The sequence below is a fragment of the Nocardia cyriacigeorgica genome, assembly GCF_029868385.1.
GTDB lineage: Bacteria > Actinomycetota > Actinomycetes > Mycobacteriales > Mycobacteriaceae > Nocardia > Nocardia cyriacigeorgica_F.
This window is the reverse complement of record NZ_JARWNX010000062.1, coordinates 57059-75308: the sequence shown is the minus strand read 5'-3', so window position 1 is coordinate 75308 and position 18250 is coordinate 57059. Positions and strand designations below refer to the sequence as shown.

Sequence of the window (18250 nt, the reverse complement as noted above, 5' to 3'; positions counted from 1 at the left end):
AGCGTATGCGGAGTGGAATATGAACGATAACAGTGCTTTCTATTTCCTCACTCCCTCGGGTGGCGATCCGCGATAGTCGACATGCTCGCCGAACTGTTCGACAGAAAGTCGCAGGCGCTCACCGACGTCGTCGCCGACGCGTTCGGGTACTTCCTGGCCTGTCAGCAATCCGATGGGGCCATCGCGGAGGACCCGTCGAGCGTGGTATTCCTGGAATGGGATTCGGTCAACGCCCTCAAGGCGATTGCGCTGTGGCAGCGGGAATTACCCGACCATGCGGGGCAGCTGACGCGCGGAATCCTCGACTTCCTCGCCGGACGGGAGAAGCCGACCGGGATGCTCAGCTGGGGCGCCCTCGAGATCGGGCCCGCCGAGTACTGCACCGAAACCAGTAGCGAGTACATCTCGGCGCTGGCCCTGCTCGGTCAGGGCGACACCGTCGGCGACAAGGTGGAATTTCTACGGAGCCGACAATCTCCGGACGGACCATGGGCCGAGGTGCACAGCCATATTCCCAAGGCTTTTCAATGGGAATCATCGGTGACCGGATTTGCCCTGTGCGCACTGGACGAAGCAGACGTGGAACCGCTGTATCTGGACGAGGCCCTGGATTTTCTCGCCGGGAAGCAGGGCAGCGAGGGGCATTTCGGCATCAATTGGTACTACTACTGCACCCATTATTATCTGATGCGTCCGGCCGTCGCCGCCCTGGTGCAATTCGGCGATTACGCCACCGTGGCGAAGGCACGCGATTTCGTACTGAAACAGCAACGCCCGGACGGGTGCTGGTTCTCCCAGGTCGAGGGTTTCCGTGGTGAGCCCTCGGCGCCCGAACTCCAGACGGCGCTCGCGCTGGCGACGCTCGCGCAGGCCGGTATGAGTGTCGACGATCTACCGGTGCGCCGCGCGGTCGATTGGTTGCTGGACCGGCGCCGCGTGGACGGCTCATGGTTCGGCGGGCGATACCCCTATCCGGAAACCGATGGCTACCGCAAGTTCCGAGCCACCCAGCACGTCTTCACAACCGCACAGGTGCTTACCGCCTTCAAATATCTGGAGCAGCAATGAACAACGCCGATGACCAGACCATCGCCATCATCGGTATCGGCTGCCGGCTACCAGGTGGTGTCACCGGCCCCGGGGAACTGTGGGAACTGCTCGAACAGGGTGTCGACGCGATCACGCCCACCCCGGAGGACCGCTGGGACGTCGACCGGTTCTATTCGCCGAAACCACAGCAGCCGGGCCGGATCAGCGCGCGCAGGGGCGGCTATCTCGACGAGGTGGACACCTTCGACGCGGCCTTCTTCGGTATCTCCGGCCGCATCGCCGAACAGATGGATCCGCAGCAGCGCCAACTCCTGGAAGTGGCCTGGGAGACCTTCGAGGACGCGGGCGTGGTGCCCGGTGCCTGTGCGGGAACCCGGACCGGTGTGTTCATCGGGGCGTGCAGTCAGGACTACGGCGCATTGCAATCGGCACCGAGCGAAGTCGAGGGGCTCGGTGCGCATTCGGCGACGGGCACCTTCATGAGCATCGTGTCCAACCGGCTGTCCTATACCTTCGACCTGCGCGGTCCGAGTATGACCATCGATACCGCCTGTTCGTCGTCGTTGGTCGCGGTGCACCTCGCGGTGGAGAGCCTGCGTCGCGGGGAGAGCGAACTGGCGATGGCGGGCGGGGTGAACCTCATGTTGACCCCGCAGTTCGGTATCGCGTTGAGCCAGGCCGCCATGCTCTCGCCGGATGGGCGGTCCCGTGCGTTCGATGCCGCGGCCAACGGCTACGTCCGTGGCGAGGGCGTGGGGCTGGTGCTGCTCAAACCGCTCGACCGGGCCCGCCGCGACGGTGACCGGGTCTATGCCGTGATCCGCGGCAGCGCGGTCAACCAGGACGGACGAACCCAAGGCATCACAGTGCCCAGCGGCGAGTCTCAGGAAGCGAACTTCCGGGCGGCGCTGGCCGTCGCCGGAGTGGATCCGGCCGATATCGGCTATGTCGAGGCACACGGCACCGGTACGCCGGTGGGCGATCCGATCGAAGCCAATGCCCTCGGCCGAGTACTGCGTACTGGGCGGGCGCAGGGGCGCACCGCGCTGCTCGGTTCGATCAAGACGAATATCGGCCATCTGGAGGCCGCCGCTGGTATCGCCGGGCTGATCAAGGCGGCGCTGTGTGTACAGCACCGGCGGGTGCCGCCGAGCCTGCACTACCGGGAGGGAAATCCCGATATCGATTTCGGGCAGTTGCCGATCGCGGTGGCCGCCACCGGGCAGCCGTGGCCCGACGGGCACGATATCGCCTACGCGAGCGTCAACTCTTTCGGCTTCGGTGGCACGAACGCCAATGTCGTACTGGCCGAAGCGATCCAGGAATCGACGGAGCCGAGCCGGGTGCCCGAGAGTACCGGTGTCCCCACGGTGCTGACGTTCAGCGCGCGCAGTGCGGCGGCACTGGACGAATTGAGCACGCGGCACGCGCGAGTACTGGAGACCTCCGGTGTGGCGCTGGCATCGTATGGCGCGGCCACGGCGCTGCGCCGTGGCCATCACGAGTTCCGGCGCACGGTGATCGCGGTGGACGCCGCCGACGCGGCAGCGAAACTGCGCGCCGGAACGGTCGTGTCCGGGCAGGTCCCGCGTGGCCGGTCCGGGAAGGTCGCCTTCGTCTTCAACGGACAGGGGCCGCAGTGGTACGCCATGGGGCGCACGCTGCTGGAGACCTCGCCGGTGTACCGCGACACGATTCTCGAATGTGACCGGACGGCGCGGCAATACATCGACTGGTCCATCTACGAAGCACTGACCGCGGACGAGGCGGACTCGCCCGTGGGCCAGACGCGCTGCCTGCAACCGACCATGTTCGCCGTGCAGATCGCACTGGCCGCATTGTGGCGTTCCCGAGGGATCGAACCGGATGCCGTGGTCGGGCACAGTATGGGCGAGATCGCCGCGGCACACGTTTCGGGTGCGCTGAGCCTGTCCGAGGCATTGAAGGTGATCTGTCACCGCGCCCGGATCCAGGACGGAGCCGATCCGACCGGCGCCATGATGTTCGTCGCGGTCCCGCAAGCGCAGGCCGATGAGCTGGCCGCGCGGTATCCGGGGCAGGTGTGGGTCTCCGCGCTGAACAGTCCTCGGGCGAGCACCCTGTCGGGGCGGCGCCCGGTGCTGGAGGCGCTGGCGGCCGATCTGGACGAACAGGGAATCTTCGCGCGCCTGCTGCGGGTGAACTGCGCCTGCCACAGCCAGGACATGGACCCACTGCGCGACGAATTGCTCGCGGCGCTCGGCGATATCGAGCATGCGGCGACGACCATACCCCTGTATTCGACGCTGACCGGTGCCCGTATCGAGGGCACCGAACTCGGCACCGAGTACTGGTGGCGCAATTTCCGGCAGCCGGTCCTGTTCGAATCGGCGATCCGGGCGATGCTCGCCGACGGCTACGACACTTTCGTGGAACTCAGCCCGCACCCGGTCCTGACCAATTCGGTGACCGAGATCTCCGCCGAGGCCACCATCGTGCCCTCGCTGATGCGGAAGAAGGACGACTGGGCGACCTTCCTCGACTCCTTCGCCCGCCTCTACACCGATGGCGCCGCGATCGATTGGTCGCGACATCATCAGGCGGGCGCCCCGGTACTCGATGTTGCGCGCAATCCCTGGCAGCGACAGTCGTTCTGGAACGAGAGCGAGATCTCACAACGCTATCGGGCCGGGGGACAGCGTCATCCGATGCTCAAACCGGTCGCCGGTGCCCGCCCCGCATGGGAGATCAGCTGGGACGATCATCGATTGTCGTGGGTCAGGGAGCACGATGTCTTCGGCTCGGTGATCGTGCCGGGGGCCGCCTATATCGAAGCCGCGCTGGCCGCGGCAAGCGAATGGACCGGGCAGCCGTGCGGGCTCGAGTTCGTCGAATTCGAACGTGCCTGCGTACTCGGCGACGAACCACAGCTGAGCCGCCTCGAACTCGATCCGGAGGACGGCACATTCGAGTTCCATCAGCGGTCGGTGCGCGGCGATACCTGGCTGCGCAACGCACGCGGCCGATTCCACGTGTCGAACACCGGCGCCGCGACCGAGGCGCTGGTGTTCGACCTGGCCGCGATCCGGGAGCGGTGCACCAACCCGGCGAAGGCGATCGACGTATACGGCCGTTTCGCCCACCGCGGCTACGCCTACGGTCCGGCGTTCTGCGGTATCGACCGGATCGATATCGGTCGGGGCGAAGCACTGGCCCGGATTCAGGTGCCGAGGGTGCTGCGTCGCCGCCTCGACGGCTACCTGCTGCATCCGGCCGTGCTCGACGCCTGCTTCCAGAGCGCCATCCTGCATCCGACCGAGCGCCATCCCGATCAGCTGCTGCCGATCAGCTATCTGCCGACCGGAATCGAGCGGGTGCGGATGCACCGGCCGGTGGATCTTCCGGTCTGGTGCTACACCCGTCCGCGCAAGAACGACGACACGCTGCTGGTCGACATCTATCTGCTCGATGAGCAGGGCACGGTACTCGCCGAGTACACCGCGCTGTCCGGCAAAGCCGTGCGGGCGGTGAGCGAGAGCGCGGCGGGCGGGCTGGACGGTGACTTCTACACGCTCGAATGGCAACCATGCGGACCGGTGGTTGCGCCGCAGCGCAGCGCCCTGTCCACCGATCTCACCGCACTGGCCGCGGAGCTGGCACCGACGGCGCGCCAGTGGTCGGACCGGCTGGATCGCACCACCTACGCCGCCGGATACCAGCGCGATATCGCGCGGTTGTGCGCGGCCTATGTCTCCCGGACCCTCGACGCGTTCGGCCTCGACGCGGAGTTCACAGTGGGTGAGATCCCGACCCTGCTGCCGAAATATCGCCGGGCGCTCCAGGGCCTGCTGCGATTGCTGGTCGAGGACGGCAGCCTGCGCGAAGAGGGCGAGCAGTACCGCAGGCTCGCCCACAGCGCCGACGACGTGGACGATCTGTGGGCGCGGATGTTCGACGCCCACCCGGCCTGCGCCTGGGAACTGCTGCTGCTGCGCCGCACCGGTGATCGGCTGCACGAGGTGCTGACCGGCGCGGCCGACCCGATCGAGCTGCTGTTCGCCGAAGGATCACTGGTCGATCTGGAGGCCATCTACCAGAACTCACCGATCGCCCGCTTCTACAATGCGCTCGGCCGGGAGCTGGTGCGCCGACTCGCCGATTCCGCCGCGCCGGGGCGCACCTTGCGCATCCTCGAGGTGGGCGGCGGAACCGGCGGACTCACCGCGAGCCTGCTGCCGGTACTGCCCGCCGACCGATGCGAATACGTCTTCACCGATGTGTCGCCCGCGTTTCTCGCCACGGCCAGGGAACGGTTCCGCGGCCACGATATCGTCGACTACCGGGTGCTGGACCTCGAACACGATCCGGCGGGTCAGGGGATCACCGCCGGGTCGTTCGATCTGGTCGTCGCCTCCGATGTCGTGCATGCGACCGCCGATGCCAAGAAGACGCTGCTCTACCTTCAGGAGTTGCTCGCACCCGAGGGTGTGCTGATGCTGCTGGAGGCGGCGCCGGACAATCCCTGGCTGGATCTGACCTTCGGGCTCACCGAAGGCTGGTGGTCGTTCCGTGATCATCGGCTGCGCCCACAGACTCCACTGCTGTCCGCGCACGGTTGGGAGGACCTGCTGCGGTCGCTGGACTTCGCGGAGGTCGTCGCGCTGGGCGACCCGGCGCATCAGGGGCCCGGCTCGCAAGCGCTGATCGTCGCCCGTACCGGCACCGAACAGGTGCTGCCGCCACCGCCCGCGCCCGAACCGGAGCCGGGGACCTGGTTGCTGCTGACCGGTGGCGGCGATGAGCCACTGGCGGACGCCTTGGCCGAGCGGTTGCGGGAACGCGGTGGACGGGCTGTCGTCGAGCGTGATCTGTCCGACCTCGGCGAGGTGGTGCCCACCGCGATACTCGATCTGCGTGGCAGCGCCGCCGGGCTGCTCGACGAGGCACTCACCGGAACGACGCTTCGCATCATCGATCTGCTGCGCCAAGTCTGCCGCGACGATGCCGAACAGTGGCCACGGGTGGTCGAAGTGACCCGCGGCGCGCACGTCTTCCGCTCTGACCGCGGCGATCTCACCGGTGCGGCGGCCTGGGGTCTGGCAGCCGTCATCGGAGTGGAGCTGCCTCAACTGCGTTTCACCGTGGTCGACCTGGATGCCGAGCCGACCCCCGGTGATCTCGACGCACTGTGGGCCGAGGTGCACGCCGACGGCCGGGAACGTGAGGTCGTGATCCGGTCCGGGGAACGTTTCGTGCGGCGACTCGCCTCGTGGACGCCGCGCCCCGAGACGGTCCAGGCCGCCGCGCTCCCGCCGGACAGCGGTGTCGCACTCACCATCGAGGCACCCGGTTCGCTGGACGCGCTGCGATACCACGAGCGGGCCCGGACCGCACCGGCCGCAGGGGAAGTGGAGATCGAGGTCGTCGCATCGGGTCTCAACTTCCTGGACGTGATGATCGCGCTGGGGCAGATACCACCGATGGAATCGGCCACCGAACCCCGCTTCGGCGCCGAATGCGCCGGTGTGATCACCCGAGTCGGCAGCGGGGTGCACGACTTCACCGTCGGCGACGCCGTGGTCGCGGTGAGCCCCGCACAGGGCACGCTCGGCAGCCATCTCACCGTCGCTGCCGCCCATGTCGTGCCGAAACCGGAGACGCTCGGTTTCGAAGTGGCCGGTTCGGTGCCGATCGTGTTCCTCACCGCCTGGTATGCCCTGCACGAACTGGCGCGGGTCCGCGCGGGCGAACGCGTCCTGGTGCACGCCGCGACCGGCGGCACCGGCCTGGCGGCCGTGCAGATCGCCCGCGCCGCGGGGGCCGAGGTGTTCGCTACAGCGGGCTCGGCGGCCAAACGGGAACTGCTGCGCACGCTCGGCGTGCGACATGTGTTCGATTCGCGGTCCCTGGATTTCGCCGATTCGATCCGAGCGGTCACCGACGGCGCCGGTGTGGATGTGGTGCTCAATTCGATCGCCGGAGATTCGGCGGAACGCAGCCTGGCCTGTCTCGCCCCGTACGGGCGGTTCGTCGAACTGGGCAAACGCGATCTGTTACAGGACCGCAGGCTCGGATTGCGCCCGTTCCTGCGCAACCTCACCTACGTCGCCTTCGATCTGCGGCAGCTGCTGGTGGACCGTCCCGAAGCGACGAACACGGTGTTGCGGGCAGTGATGGACCGGTTCGCGACCGGAGAACTGCGGCCGCTGCCCTACCGCGTGTTCCATCCCGACCAGACCGAAGCGGCGTTCCGGCATCTGGCCGCGGCTCGCCATATCGGCAAGGTCGTGCTCGCGATGAACGAGCGCGACGTCGCCGTGGCCCGTTCGCCCCGGGTGCCGTCGTTCGACGGCACCTGGCTGATCACCGGCGGACTGGGCGGTTTCGGCTCGGCGATGGCCGAGGCGCTCGCCGAATCCGGGGTCGGCAGCCTGGTTCTGCTGGGCCGCAAGGGAATCACCGACGACGACCAGGCGGCGCGGGTCGAATCGCTGCGTGCCCGCGGCGTTCGGGTCCGTGTCGAAACGGCGGACATCTCCGTACGGGCCGAGGTGGCCGCCGTCCTCGAAGGCATCGCCACCGACCTTCCGCCGTTGCGCGGCATCCTGCACTGCGCCATGGTGCTCGACGACGCTCTGCTGGCCGACATGGATGCCGACCGAGTGGGGAAGGTGCTGGCCGGTAAGGCGTTCGGTGCCTGGCACCTGGACGAACTGACCACCGACCTGCCGCTCGAGGCGTTCGTATTGTTCTCGTCGGCGACCTCCATGGTGGGTAATCGCGGGCAGGGCAACTATGCCGTCGCCAATGCGTTCCTCGACCAGTTGGCCCACGCCCGGCGAGCGCGCGGCCAGGTGGCGCTCGCGGTCAACTGGGGTGCCATCGCCGACGCCGGGTACGTCGCCCGGCACGACGACATCGGCCGGTTCGTCGCCGCGACCGGTATGCGCGGATTCGGTGCCGCCGCGGCGTATCGCGCGCTGACGACGCTGTGGTCCACCCCGGCCCCGCAGGTCGGTGTGCTGCCGATGGATTGGTCGCAGTTCCTCGGCCACCACGGTATGACGCTCGACAGCCATCCCCGCTATGAGCTGCTGGCCGCCCGCGCCGTGGGTACGGTGACCACGGCCAGGGGCAGTTCACTGCGCGAACAGCTGGAGACCGCGGCTGCCGGAGATCGTGGGGCGGTGCTGACGGGTGCGCTGAAGACCCGGCTGGCCGCGGTACTCGGCATCCCTCTCGAGACCCTGGACGAGAACATGCCACTGATGGACTACCTGGATTCATTGTTGGCGGTGGAGATCAGTGCCTGGCTGGAACGTGAGCTGGCGACCAAGGTCACCATCATGGAACTGATGAAGGGCCCGAGCGTCCTGGAATTGTCGGAACTGGTGCTGGCCCGGTTGGACGCGTGATGAGCGTGTGGGAAGAGGTGGAGTTCGCGCTGCCGAAGGCGGGTATCACCCTGCGCGGCAGGCGCGGCACCGGCGGTAGCGGGCTGCCGGTGCTCTGTCTGCACGGCATCCTCGACAACTGTGCCGGATTCGATCCGCTGGCCGAGTATCTGGTCGGCGCCGATCTGATCGCGGTCGATCTGCCCGGCCACGGTCGCTCCGATCCGGTGCCCTCGGTCACCTGCGGCTATCTCGAATTCGCGGCCTGTGTACTCGAATTGGCCCATACCCAGGGCTGGGATCGCTTCCGGCTGATCGGTCATTCGCTCGGCGGGGCGGTCGCATCGCTGATCGCCGGTCTCCATCCGGACAAGGTCGATCGGCTGGTACTCATCGATGCCATCGGACCGCTGTCCGCGGATCCGGAGCGGACCGTCTCGGGAACGGCCCGCTACCTCGACACCTATCTGCGTGGCGACCGACACCCGGTGTACCGCAGCCGGATGCAGGCGGTGAAAGCGCGGGTCCAGCTGGCCGATATTCTGCTCGACACCGCGCAACTGCTGGTCGACCGAGACCTGGTGGAGGTCGCCGCGGGGTACTCCTGGCGTCATGACGTACGGCTCAATCGTGGCATCACGCCGACCCTGACCGAAGAACAGGTGCTGGCATTCCTCGGCGCGATCACCGCGCCCACCCTGTTGGTGACCGCGGAACGCTCCTCCCTGGTGGAGCCCTACTATCCGGCGCGGATCGGTACGGTGCCGAAACTACGGCAGGTCACGCTCCCCGGTGGACATCATCTGCACATCGAGAATGCCGAGGCGGTGGCGGCCGAGATCGCCCCGTTCCTGGTGTCCGGCTGACCGGACGCGCTCAGTCGGTCCGCAGCTCACCCAGCAGGACCGGTGCGTCGGCGCGTTCGGGGACCGAGGTGCGGAACCGGTACCCGAACGCATCCGGCCAGATTCGCGTGTGCAGCGATTCACCGGGGAACACCATTCCGGTGAATCGCGCCGTGTATTCGCGTACTCGGGACACCTCCGCGTCCAGAACCGCATCGACCAATGCCGCACACACCATGGCGTAGGTGCACACACCCTGCATGATCGGCCCGGCCAGCCCGGCGGCCGACGCGAAAGCGGCGTCGGTGTGCACATTGTTGCGCAACGAGGTGTTCTTCCCGCACGCCTGATACCACTGCGCCTGCTGCTCGTCGGTGCGCACGACGATCTCGATGGCGGGGGCCGATTCATCTGCTTCCGGCGCCGTACGGCGGACGGCCGGAGCGGCGGGCCTACCCGCACCGCGTGCGTGGATACGGGAGATCCCGGAAACGAGCGTGCGTCCGTCCTCGGCGACCAGCTCGGTGCGCTGCACGAGAACGGCTGCGGTGCCACGGTTCTCGATCCGGAGCACTTCGCCGCGACACCGTGCGGTCCCGGACTCCGGTATCGGGGCGTGCACCCGCAGTTGCTGGCTCTGCTGTAGCAGGGTGGCCAGGTTCAGCCGGATACCGGGGAACCGGACCTCGGGCGGCTCCGGATGATAGAAATCCGGAGACGCCACCCCGAACGCGCCGGGAGCGGTGAGGGCGAACGTCGGCAGCATTCCGGCCTGTCGGTCGCTCTGCCCGACCGCGTGCCGATAGCGCCGCGAATCGGTGTCGTCCCAGTGGAAGTGCTGCTCGGGGATCGTTACACCGGCCGCCGTCACCGGATCCATATGCATCGGCGACTGTTCTGCCGGGTCTCGGATTCCTGGGCCATCACCTCGCACGATGACCCTGTTGTTCCTCGTCGGCTGGGTGGCCGGTGTGCTGACCATGCGCCGTCGTCGCTGACGCACGCTCGATGTGGTCGAGCGCGGCCGCCAGTACCGCGTCCGGCGCCTCGATATGCGGCCAGTGCGCGATGGCGTCGGGCAGCATCACCACATCGGGGTTCGGGATCACCTCGCGGTAGCGTTCGGCCATATGCCTGCCCGAGTTCGGGTCGGCCGGGCCGTTGATCAGCCGCATCGGCACCGAGGTGGTGCGCATGGCGTGCACCCAGCGGTTGCGGTAGGTCAGCCGGTCGCGCACGAACCGACCCACCTTGTGGGTGACACGGCCGCCGTCGTTGTAGTTCATGATCTGGTCGAACTGGTCGAGCAGCCGCTGGCTCGGTTTGGTGGCGGGACCGAACATCTCATCGATCGACCGCGCCAGCATCGGCTTGGACAGCAACACCTTGTGGAACCGGCTCGCGACCTCGCCCACCGGGGTGGACAGCACCTGCTGGACCAGCCGCGGCCGGTAAGCCTCGATGAACAGCCCGCCGTTGAGCCAGGTCAGTGAGTCGATGCGGTACGGCCGCGCCGCCGGGCCCGCGGCTTCGTGCCTGGCCAGCATCTCCTGGGCGACCGAAACGCCGAGATCATGGGCCAGCACATGGCAGTGCGAGACACCGAGTTCGGCCAGCAGCGCCTCGTGCATATCGGCGTGGCCGAGCACCGAATAGTCGTATTCGGCGGGTTTGGCGGAGAAACCCATGCCGATCATGTCCGGCGCGATCACGGTGAATCGTTCGGTGAGCCGGTCCCACAGCGGCTCCCAGTCCCAGGAGTTGAACGGATACCCGTGGATCAACAGCAGATACGGCCCGCTGCCCGCGACCCGGTAGAAGACCTCGAACCCGAGGAAATCGACATACCGTCCGCCGTCTTTCCATTCGCGCAGCTGTGCGTCCATGCTCCACCTCATCGTCGGATGACGCGTCCGCGCTCACCGTGCCGGGTAGGCCCGACATGACGGCGGCAAGCGCCGAAGAGCGCATATGCCGCGCCGATGTGAACCATACTGTGGTCGAACTGTCGACGGGTGTCGACTCCCGGCTCGGGTGAGGTGCGCAGTGGCGGCAACGACAGCGACGACGGAAACCACCGCCACCACCGAGGACACCACGGGTCCACCGGCGCGTCGCGGCGCGATGTTCCGGCTCGAATTCGGCGGGCTGGTGGGGACCCTGATCCTGACCTGGCTGTCGTTGACGCCGTCGCTGCTTCCGCGCGGGCCGCTGTTCCAGGGTGTGGTCACCGGTGCCGCCGCGGCCGTGGGATACGGGCTCGGCGTGCTCGTCGCGGCCGTGATCCGCTGGATGCTGCATCGTGAACAGGCCCGTCCGGCCCGGGTGGTGACGCGCTGGGCGCTGGCGGTGATCGCGGTGCTCGGCACGGTGCTCACGCTGATCTGGTTCGCGGACTGGCAGTCCGAATTGCGCACGCTGATGGGTGTTTCCGGTCTGCCGGTGTGGTCCTATCCGATCATCGTGCTGGTGGGGGTCCTGGTGTTCGCGCTGCTGATCGCGCTGGCCCGCGCGGTGGTCGCGGCGACGCGGTGGGTGGCGCGACTGCTGACGCGAGTGCTGCCGGGCCGGATCGCGGTCGTGGCCGGCGCGGTGCTGGTGGCGGTCGTCGCGGTGGCGGTACTGGACGGTGTCGTGGCCAAGGGGGCGATGTCGGTGCTCAACAACACCTTCGCCGCGGTCAATCAGGAAGCCGATGCCGACAACCCACCGCCGACCGTGCCGGAACGGTCCGGCGGGCCGGGTTCGCTGGTCAGCTGGGATTCGCTCGGCAGACAGGGCCGGATCTTCGTCGGCAACGGTCCGAGCACCGAGCAGCTGTCGGCGTTCAACGACCGCCCGGCCATGATCCCGATCCGCACCTACACCGGTTTGGCCTCGGCCGAAACCGTGCGCGAGGAGGCGGAACTCGCCGTCGCCGAACTGGAACGGGCCGGTGGCTTCGACCGTGCCGTGATCGGAGTCGCCACCACCACCGGCACGGGCTGGATCAATCAGAGTACGGCCTCGGCGCTCGAGTATCTCTACAACGGCGACACCGCACTGGTGAGCATGCAGTACTCGTACCTGCCGAGCTGGCTGTCGTTCCTGGTCGATCAGGAACGGGCCGGTCAGGCGGGCAAGGCGCTGTTCGAAGCGGTGTACGCCCGATGGTCGGTCCTGCCCGAGGACGATCGCCCGAAGCTGGTGGTGTTCGGCGAGAGCCTCGGCTCCTTCGGCGGTGAGGCGGCGTTCTCCGGTATCCAGGACCTCACCTCGCGCACCGACGGCGCATTGTTCGTCGGACCGACCAGCAACAACGTCATCTGGCGGGATGTGACCGCGCGCCGCGATCCCGGCACACCGCAGGTCCTTCCGGTCTTCCACGAGGGGCGTACGGTTCGGTTCGTCGCCGAACCCACCGACCTCGCCCGGCCGACGCCGGACTGGCCGGGCCCACGCGTGGTGTACCTCCAGCATCCGTCGGACCCGATCACCTGGTGGACGCCGGGTCTTGCGCTGCGTGAACCGGATTGGCTGCGCGAACCGCGCGGCGCCGACGTCCTCGACAGCACTCGCTGGATACCGCTGGTCACCTTCCTCCAGGTGTCGGCCGATATGGCGGTCTCCACCGACGTCCCCGACGGCCACGGCCACACCTTCCACGCGGCCATCGCGGATTCGTGGGCGGCGATTCTCGAGCCGCCGGACTGGACGCCGGACGATACGCAGCGATTGCGCGCGGTGCTCAACGGGTCCGGGTGAGCACGCGACCAGCACCGACCGGTCGGATCACACCGACCGGTCGGACCCGTACAGCTACGGCGCGTACCGCAGGATGCCCGCGATCTGCGCGCCGCCCGGCATGTCCTCGGCGCGGACCGCGAGCACCCGGCCGCTCGACAGCAGCACCCGACGGCAGATCTCGTCCAGGACGCCAGGGGTTTCGGTATCGGCCGATGTGTCGAAGGTGACGGCACCGTCGTCGGCGGAGATGGCGCCCGGCACCGAGGCGTCGATATCGACCAGCAGGGTGTCGACATTGCCGAAGGTCGCCGCGCGCGCCAGATCGGCGATATCGGTGCTCGCCCGACCCTCGCCGCGGCGTTTGTCCACCAGGGCGGCCAGTTCGGCCAGCTGCGCCGCGTAGTGGCGGTCCAGGATCTCGCGGGAACGGTCGGCCAGCTCCTGGTCCGACAGATGCTCGGGATTGCCGGGGATGCTCTCATCGAGCAGACCGTCGTAGCTGTTGACCGAGCGGAACAGGGCATCGGTGGGTTCGGCGGCGGCCAGGATCAGCGGAACATCACGCCCGGACAGGATGTCGCGCAGTTCGGCGTCGATGGCGCGCGAGTACTGACGTACCCGCATCTTGCGCCCCTCATCACCCTGAACGCGGCCTTTGGGGGCGCGGTCGCCGAGGGAGGCCTTGCGCGCGTAGTCGGCCGCGCTGGTGGGCAGGCCGGGAACCCGGACATCCTGGGCGGCCCGATCGGCGCTGACCTGCACCAACTGCACCGAGCCCTCCGCGAGCGCCAGCACGAACGCTGACTGCGGGAAGGCGATCGTGCGCAGCAATTGCTTCAGCGAGAACCGGTCGCCGACGGCCTCGGCGGCACCCAGCAGATTCGGCACCCGATAGGTGCGCACACGGGTGGGTGTGGCCAGTACGACGAGGGTGCGTGCCTGGTAGCGCCAGAACTCCTCGTCATCGATCAGATCGTCGAATTCCTCTTCCAGCGCGGCGCGGGCGTCGGCATCGGTGACCAGATCGAGCACGCGCCTGGCCTGATTGGAGAAGGCGATGCGGTTCTGGTCGGGAGTGGCGGTATCGGATTCGGTGGGCGTGTAGATCGAGACGCACCAGTCGTCGGTGGCCGCGGCAAGCGCCTGGATTTCGCCACGGGTCGGGATATCGGTATGCAGCATGATCGCCTCCACAGGTGTTCGGTCGGATCGTGCACGCCCAGGACGTCGGCATTCGCTCGGCTAACGGCATTAGAACACAGCGGCGGCGACCGGACCGGCGGGTTACGTCACGATCCGACGACTGCGCGGCGAACGGTCGGCGCCGACGACGAATGTTCGCCGGATGTCATCGAGGCCGTCACCGCGCGGGTGGGTAGCCGTCGATCCGGCGCCCCCACCATGAGACATGGGCCTGTCGCGTCGGCAGCTGTTGCGGTTCGGTGGCGTGGCGTCGGCCGCCGCGCTGGCGGGAAGTTGTGCGGTCTCCGGCGCCCGGTTCCGTGCGCCGCGCTGGACCGGCGACCCGTTCACGCTCGGTGTGGCCTCGGGCGATCCGACACCCGACGGTGTGGTGCTGTGGACCCGGTTGGCGCCCGATCCGTTCGCCCCGGACGGGCTCGGCGGTATGCCGCGGCATCCGGTGACCGTCGACTACGAGATCGCCCACGACGAGCGGTTCCGGCAGGTGGTGCGGCGCGGTGCGGTGCTGGCCGATCGCGCGCTCGGCCACAGCGTGCATCCCGAGATCGCCGGACTCGACCCGCAGCGCTGGTACTTCTACCGGTTTCGCGCCGGTTCGGCGGTCTCGCCGGTGGGCCGCACCCGCACCGCGCCCGCGCCCGGCACGAGTTCGCGGTTGCGTTTCGCCTACGCCTCCTGCCAGGCCTGGAACGACGGTCACTTCACCGCCTACCGGCATATGGCCGACGAAGACCTCGATCTGGTGGTGCACCTCGGTGACTACATCTACGAATACCCGTTGACCGGCCGTCGCCGCGGCATCCGGGTGCCCTCGCCGCTGCGTCATGAAGCCCGCGATCTGACCGGATATCGGCTGCACTACGCCTGGTTCAAATCCGAAGAGCCGCTGCGAGACGCGCACGCGGCGTTCCCGTGGCTGGTCACCATGGACGATCACGAGGTCGACGACGACTGGGCCGCCGACGCCGCCGCGACCACCGTCGATATCGATGCCCTGCGCGCGGTGTTCCTGCGCCGCCGCGCGGCCGCCTTCCACGCCATGTACGAACATCAGCCGCTGCGGTTGGCGCAGCTTCCATCCGGCCCGAACATGCGCCTGCACCGGCGCTACCGATTCGGTGATCTCGCCGAGATCACCATGCTCGATACCCGCCAATACCGGACCAGGCAGGCGTGCGGGGGCGAGATCGTCACCGGTTGCGCGGCCGCGCGCGGACTCGATCGCACCATTCTTGGTGGCGCCCAACGTGAGTGGCTGCTGGACGGATTCGCCCGCTCGACCGCCCGCTGGCAGATTCTCGGCAACCAGGTGGTGATGGGCCGCACCGACCACGATCCGGGGCCGGGCGTCGCGGTCTCCACCGACGCGTGGGACGGCTACGCGGGCGAACGCGCCGCGATCCTCGGTGCCGCCGCCGACCGCGAGGTCCGCAATCTGGTGGTGCTCACCGGCGACCGTCACGAGAACTACGCCGCCGACCTACGCCGCGAAGCCGCCGACCCCGAATCCGCCGTGGTGGCCACCGAATTCACCGGCACCTCGATCAGCAGCGGCGGTGACGGTGTGGATCTGCCCGGCCGCGGCCGACAGCTACTCGCCGCCAACCCCGACCTGCTGTTCTACAACGGACAGCGTGGCTACGTCCGGGTCGACGTGGACGAACGCCTGTGGCGCACCGACTTCCGCGTGGTTCCCTACGTCGAGCGGCCCGGCGCGCCCATCCATACCCGGGCGAGCTATGTGGTGCGCGACGGCGTACCGGGTGCGGTCGAAGCATGGCGCTCGACCCGTCCACCCACTCGCGAACAGGAATCGACGACCATTACCGATCACGCCGCCGGTCGCGATCCCGCTCTCGACGGCATCCGCTGACCCTTCCGGCCAGGCGGCTGCTCCCCGTCATCGAAGCGCCCATCGGCCACCACAGTGCAGGCCCGTTCGATCTCGGCGCACTGGTCCCGGTCGACGCTGCCCGCGTCATAGGCGACGGCCAGGAACGGCAGTACCCGTTCGTCGGCGTAGAACGTACCCCAGCGGTCGTGCTCGAAGCTGCTCATCGGACGCTTGCCGATGAAGATCTGCCCGGTGAAACCGGCGGGCGGACAACCGAACCCGGCCCCGTCGACGCCGGCGTCGTGCATCGTCGCCAACACCGCACCGAGTCGGTGGGCGCTGGCGGCCGAGGCCCGGCCGTGCGGCAGGCGCGCCAGCTCGATATGCCCGGCGTCGACCGACAGCACATCCACCACCGGCGCTCCGGCCGCGCCGAGCCAGCGCAGTCCGGCCGCTTCGGCCGGATAGAAGTCCGGGTGGGTGCCGGATTCCGCCTTTCGGAAGGTGGTCACCCACGCCACGGTACGACCGAAGCGGACTCACCGGAAACGCCCTCCTGTCAACCAAGCGCTTGCTAGACTCACGCGATGATCTCCACGACGGTGTGGGGCACCGGGAACGTCGGCCGCGCGGCCATCCGTGCCGTCGCGGCACATCCGGGGCTGGAACTCGCCGATGTCATCGTGCACAACCCCGACAAAGCGGGCCGGGATGCGGGCGAGTTGGCCGGTCTCGACCATGACCTCGGTGTCGCCGCCACCACCGATGTCGCGGCGGCGCTGGCCGCGAAGCCGCGGGCCGTGGTGTACGCCGCCTCCGGCGATATCCGCCCCGACGACGCGCTCGCCGATATCGTGGCCGCGATCGCGGCGGGCGCGGTGGTCGTCACCCCGGCGCTGTATGCCTTCTACGACGCGCGCAACGCCCCGGCCGAACAACGCGCGAAGGTCCTCGCCGCGATCGAGTCCGGCGGCGGCTCGCTGTTCGTCTCCGGTGTCGACCCCGGCTGGGGCAACGATGTACTGCCGCTGCTGATGAGCGGTCTCGGCACCGTGGTGGACGGTATCCGCTGCCAGGAGATCTTCGACTACTCCAGCTACGACCAACCCGACGCGGTCCGCTACCTCGTCGGTATGGGCCAAGCGATGGACTACGACCCGCCGATGGTCGCGCCCAGCGTGCCGACCATGGTGTGGGGCGGCCAGATTCGGCTCATGGCGCGTGCGCTGGGCGTCGAACTCGACGAGATCCGCGAAACGGTGGCGCGCCGTGAGCTCGACGCCACCATCAGCACCGCCGCGATGGGTGAGTTCGTGGCCGGAACCCAGGGCGCCATGCGATTCGAGGTGCAGGGGATCGTCGCGGGGGAGCCCGCGATCGTCATCGAACACGTCACCCGGATCCACCCGTCCTGCGCACCGGATTGGCCTGTACCGCCCAATGGCACCGGTGCCCACCGGGTGATCATCGAGGGCCGCCCGCGCATCGAGGTCACAGTCGAGGCGACCGATGAGGACGGCAACTACGCCGCGGGCGGCAATGCGACGGCCGTCGGTCGGTTGGTCGCCGCCATCGATTGGCTGACCGGCGCGGCGCCGGGAATCTATGACGCGCTCGATATCCCGCTGCGCCCCGCGGCGGGCCGGCTCGGAAGGAACCGCAGATGAGAATCGATATCCCGGAGGGCAAGGACCCCATCGGCTACGTCTGGGGCGAGATGGTCCCCGGTATCGGTGTCGCCGCCTCGAACTTCTCGCTCGCGGTGTACTCCCACTCCACCCTCGGACTGCGCGAATTCGAGGCCGCGCGCATGCGGATCGCGCAGATCAACGGCTGTCTGTTCTGCCTGGACTGGCGCACCGAACGCGAGGGCAGCAAGGTCGAGGAGGGCTTCCTCGAGGCCGTGGCCGACTGGCGCACCACCGATGCCTTCGACGACCGCACCCGCCTGGCGGCCGAATACGCCGAACGCTACGCGCTCGACCATCACAACCTCGACGAGGACTTCTGGGCCCGAATGTCGGCCTGCTACAGCCAGACCGAGATCGTCGAACTGAGTATGAGCATCGGGTCCTGGCTCGCCTTCGGCAGGCTCAACCATGTGCTCGGGCTCGACGCGGTCTGCGTGCTGCCGGGCCATTCCGGCAGTACCACCTCCTGACGCATCGAGGTCGATTCCTGTCGCTCGGGCATGGCGAACCCGCCGGAGGTCACCAGCG

The 18250-nt window shown here is 68.2% G+C and carries 10 protein-coding genes and 1 pseudogene; 7 read left to right on the top strand and 4 right to left on the bottom strand.

Translation table 11 applies throughout. The features are described from left to right. Nucleotides 1–81 precede the first annotated feature (81 nt). The 3 genes from QH168_RS23175 to QH168_RS23165 are packed head-to-tail and all read left to right on the top strand — an operon-like array spanning nt 82 to nt 9289. The gene (locus QH168_RS23175; protein ID WP_280236888.1) at nt 82–1068 is read left to right on the top strand and encodes a prenyltransferase/squalene oxidase repeat-containing protein; all 987 of its coding nucleotides are present in this window, start codon (nt 82–84) and stop codon (nt 1066–1068) included. After that, nucleotides 1065–8444, top strand: coding sequence for a type I polyketide synthase (locus QH168_RS23170; protein ID WP_280236887.1), 7380 nt, complete (start codon nt 1065–1067; stop codon nt 8442–8444). The genes QH168_RS23175 and QH168_RS23170 overlap by 4 nt, the downstream gene beginning before the upstream one ends. Next, the gene (locus QH168_RS23165; RefSeq protein WP_280236886.1) at nt 8444–9289 is read left to right on the top strand and encodes an alpha/beta fold hydrolase; all 846 of its coding nucleotides are present in this window, start codon (nt 8444–8446) and stop codon (nt 9287–9289) included. The genes QH168_RS23170 and QH168_RS23165 overlap by 1 nt, the downstream gene beginning before the upstream one ends. 10 nt (nt 9290–9299) lie before the next feature. Here the strand turns inward: QH168_RS23165 and QH168_RS23160 are convergent, their stop codons facing one another. Both QH168_RS23160 and QH168_RS23155 read right to left on the bottom strand, forming a co-directional pair. Further along, nucleotides 9300–10154 carry a MaoC/PaaZ C-terminal domain-containing protein gene (locus QH168_RS23160; protein ID WP_280236885.1) on the bottom strand — a complete coding sequence of 285 codons (855 nt, stop codon included), beginning with the start codon at nt 10152–10154 and terminating at the stop codon, nt 9300–9302. Nucleotides 10155–10269: 115 nt separating this feature from the next. Further along, nucleotides 10270–11154 (bottom strand): annotated as a pseudogene (locus tag QH168_RS23155) (alpha/beta fold hydrolase); the annotation flags it as partial. Between the two features lie 85 nt (nt 11155–11239). Here QH168_RS23155 and QH168_RS23150 point away from each other — a divergent pair. Next, entirely contained in the window at nt 11240–13012 is a 1773-nt protein-coding gene (locus tag QH168_RS23150) for an alpha/beta hydrolase (RefSeq protein ID WP_432421159.1), read from the top strand. 54 nt (nt 13013–13066) lie between these two features. Here QH168_RS23150 and QH168_RS23145 read toward each other — a convergent pair whose 3' ends face one another. Next, nucleotides 13067–14176: a hypothetical protein gene (locus QH168_RS23145; RefSeq protein ID WP_280236884.1), complete on the bottom strand. Its 1110-nt coding sequence runs from the start codon at nt 14174–14176 to the stop codon at nt 13067–13069. A 226-nt stretch (nt 14177–14402) separates the two neighbouring features. On the opposite strand from QH168_RS23145, the gene QH168_RS23140 reads away from it, so the two are divergent. Then, entirely contained in the window at nt 14403–16070 is a 1668-nt protein-coding gene (locus QH168_RS23140) for an alkaline phosphatase D family protein (protein WP_280236883.1), read from the top strand. Here QH168_RS23140 and QH168_RS23135 read toward each other — a convergent pair. Beyond that, nucleotides 16028–16543, bottom strand: a complete 516-nt coding sequence (locus tag QH168_RS23135) for a fructosamine kinase family protein (protein ID WP_280236882.1) — start codon at nt 16541–16543, stop codon at nt 16028–16030. The genes QH168_RS23140 and QH168_RS23135 overlap by 43 nt on opposite strands. Before the next feature lie 75 nt (nt 16544–16618). Here QH168_RS23135 and QH168_RS23130 point away from each other — a divergent pair, with 75 nt between their 5' ends. Together QH168_RS23130 and QH168_RS23125 are read left to right on the top strand one after the other, a co-directional pair. Beyond that, on the top strand, nt 16619–17698 hold the full coding sequence (locus tag QH168_RS23130; RefSeq protein WP_280236881.1) for an NAD(P)H-dependent amine dehydrogenase family protein: 1080 nt from the start codon (nt 16619–16621) through the stop codon (nt 17696–17698). Further along, on the top strand, nt 17695–18192 hold the full coding sequence (locus tag QH168_RS23125; RefSeq protein ID WP_280236880.1) for a carboxymuconolactone decarboxylase family protein: 498 nt from the start codon (nt 17695–17697) through the stop codon (nt 18190–18192). The genes QH168_RS23130 and QH168_RS23125 overlap by 4 nt, the downstream gene beginning before the upstream one ends. Nucleotides 18193–18250 lie beyond the last annotated feature (58 nt).

Excerpts from the sequence above, each read along its gene's own strand:
- QH168_RS23170 (WP_280236887.1), top strand. The coding sequence starts at position 1,065 with ATGAACAACGCCGATGACCAGACCATCGCCATCATCGGTATCGGCTGC.
- QH168_RS23150 (WP_432421159.1), top strand. The coding sequence starts at position 11,240 with ATGCCGCGCCGATGTGAACCATACTGTGGTCGAACTGTCGACGGGTGT.
- QH168_RS23130 (WP_280236881.1), top strand. The coding sequence starts at position 16,619 with ATGATCTCCACGACGGTGTGGGGCACCGGGAACGTCGGCCGCGCGGCC.
- QH168_RS23175 (WP_280236888.1), top strand. The coding sequence starts at position 82 with ATGCTCGCCGAACTGTTCGACAGAAAGTCGCAGGCGCTCACCGACGTC.
- QH168_RS23140 (WP_280236883.1), top strand. The coding sequence starts at position 14,403 with ATGGGCCTGTCGCGTCGGCAGCTGTTGCGGTTCGGTGGCGTGGCGTCG.
- QH168_RS23165 (WP_280236886.1), top strand. The coding sequence starts at position 8,444 with ATGAGCGTGTGGGAAGAGGTGGAGTTCGCGCTGCCGAAGGCGGGTATC.
- QH168_RS23160 (WP_280236885.1), bottom strand. The coding sequence starts at position 10,154 with ATGCATATGGATCCGGTGACGGCGGCCGGTGTAACGATCCCCGAGCAG.
- QH168_RS23125 (WP_280236880.1), top strand. The coding sequence starts at position 17,695 with ATGAGAATCGATATCCCGGAGGGCAAGGACCCCATCGGCTACGTCTGG.
- QH168_RS23145 (WP_280236884.1), bottom strand. The coding sequence starts at position 14,176 with ATGCTGCATACCGATATCCCGACCCGTGGCGAAATCCAGGCGCTTGCC.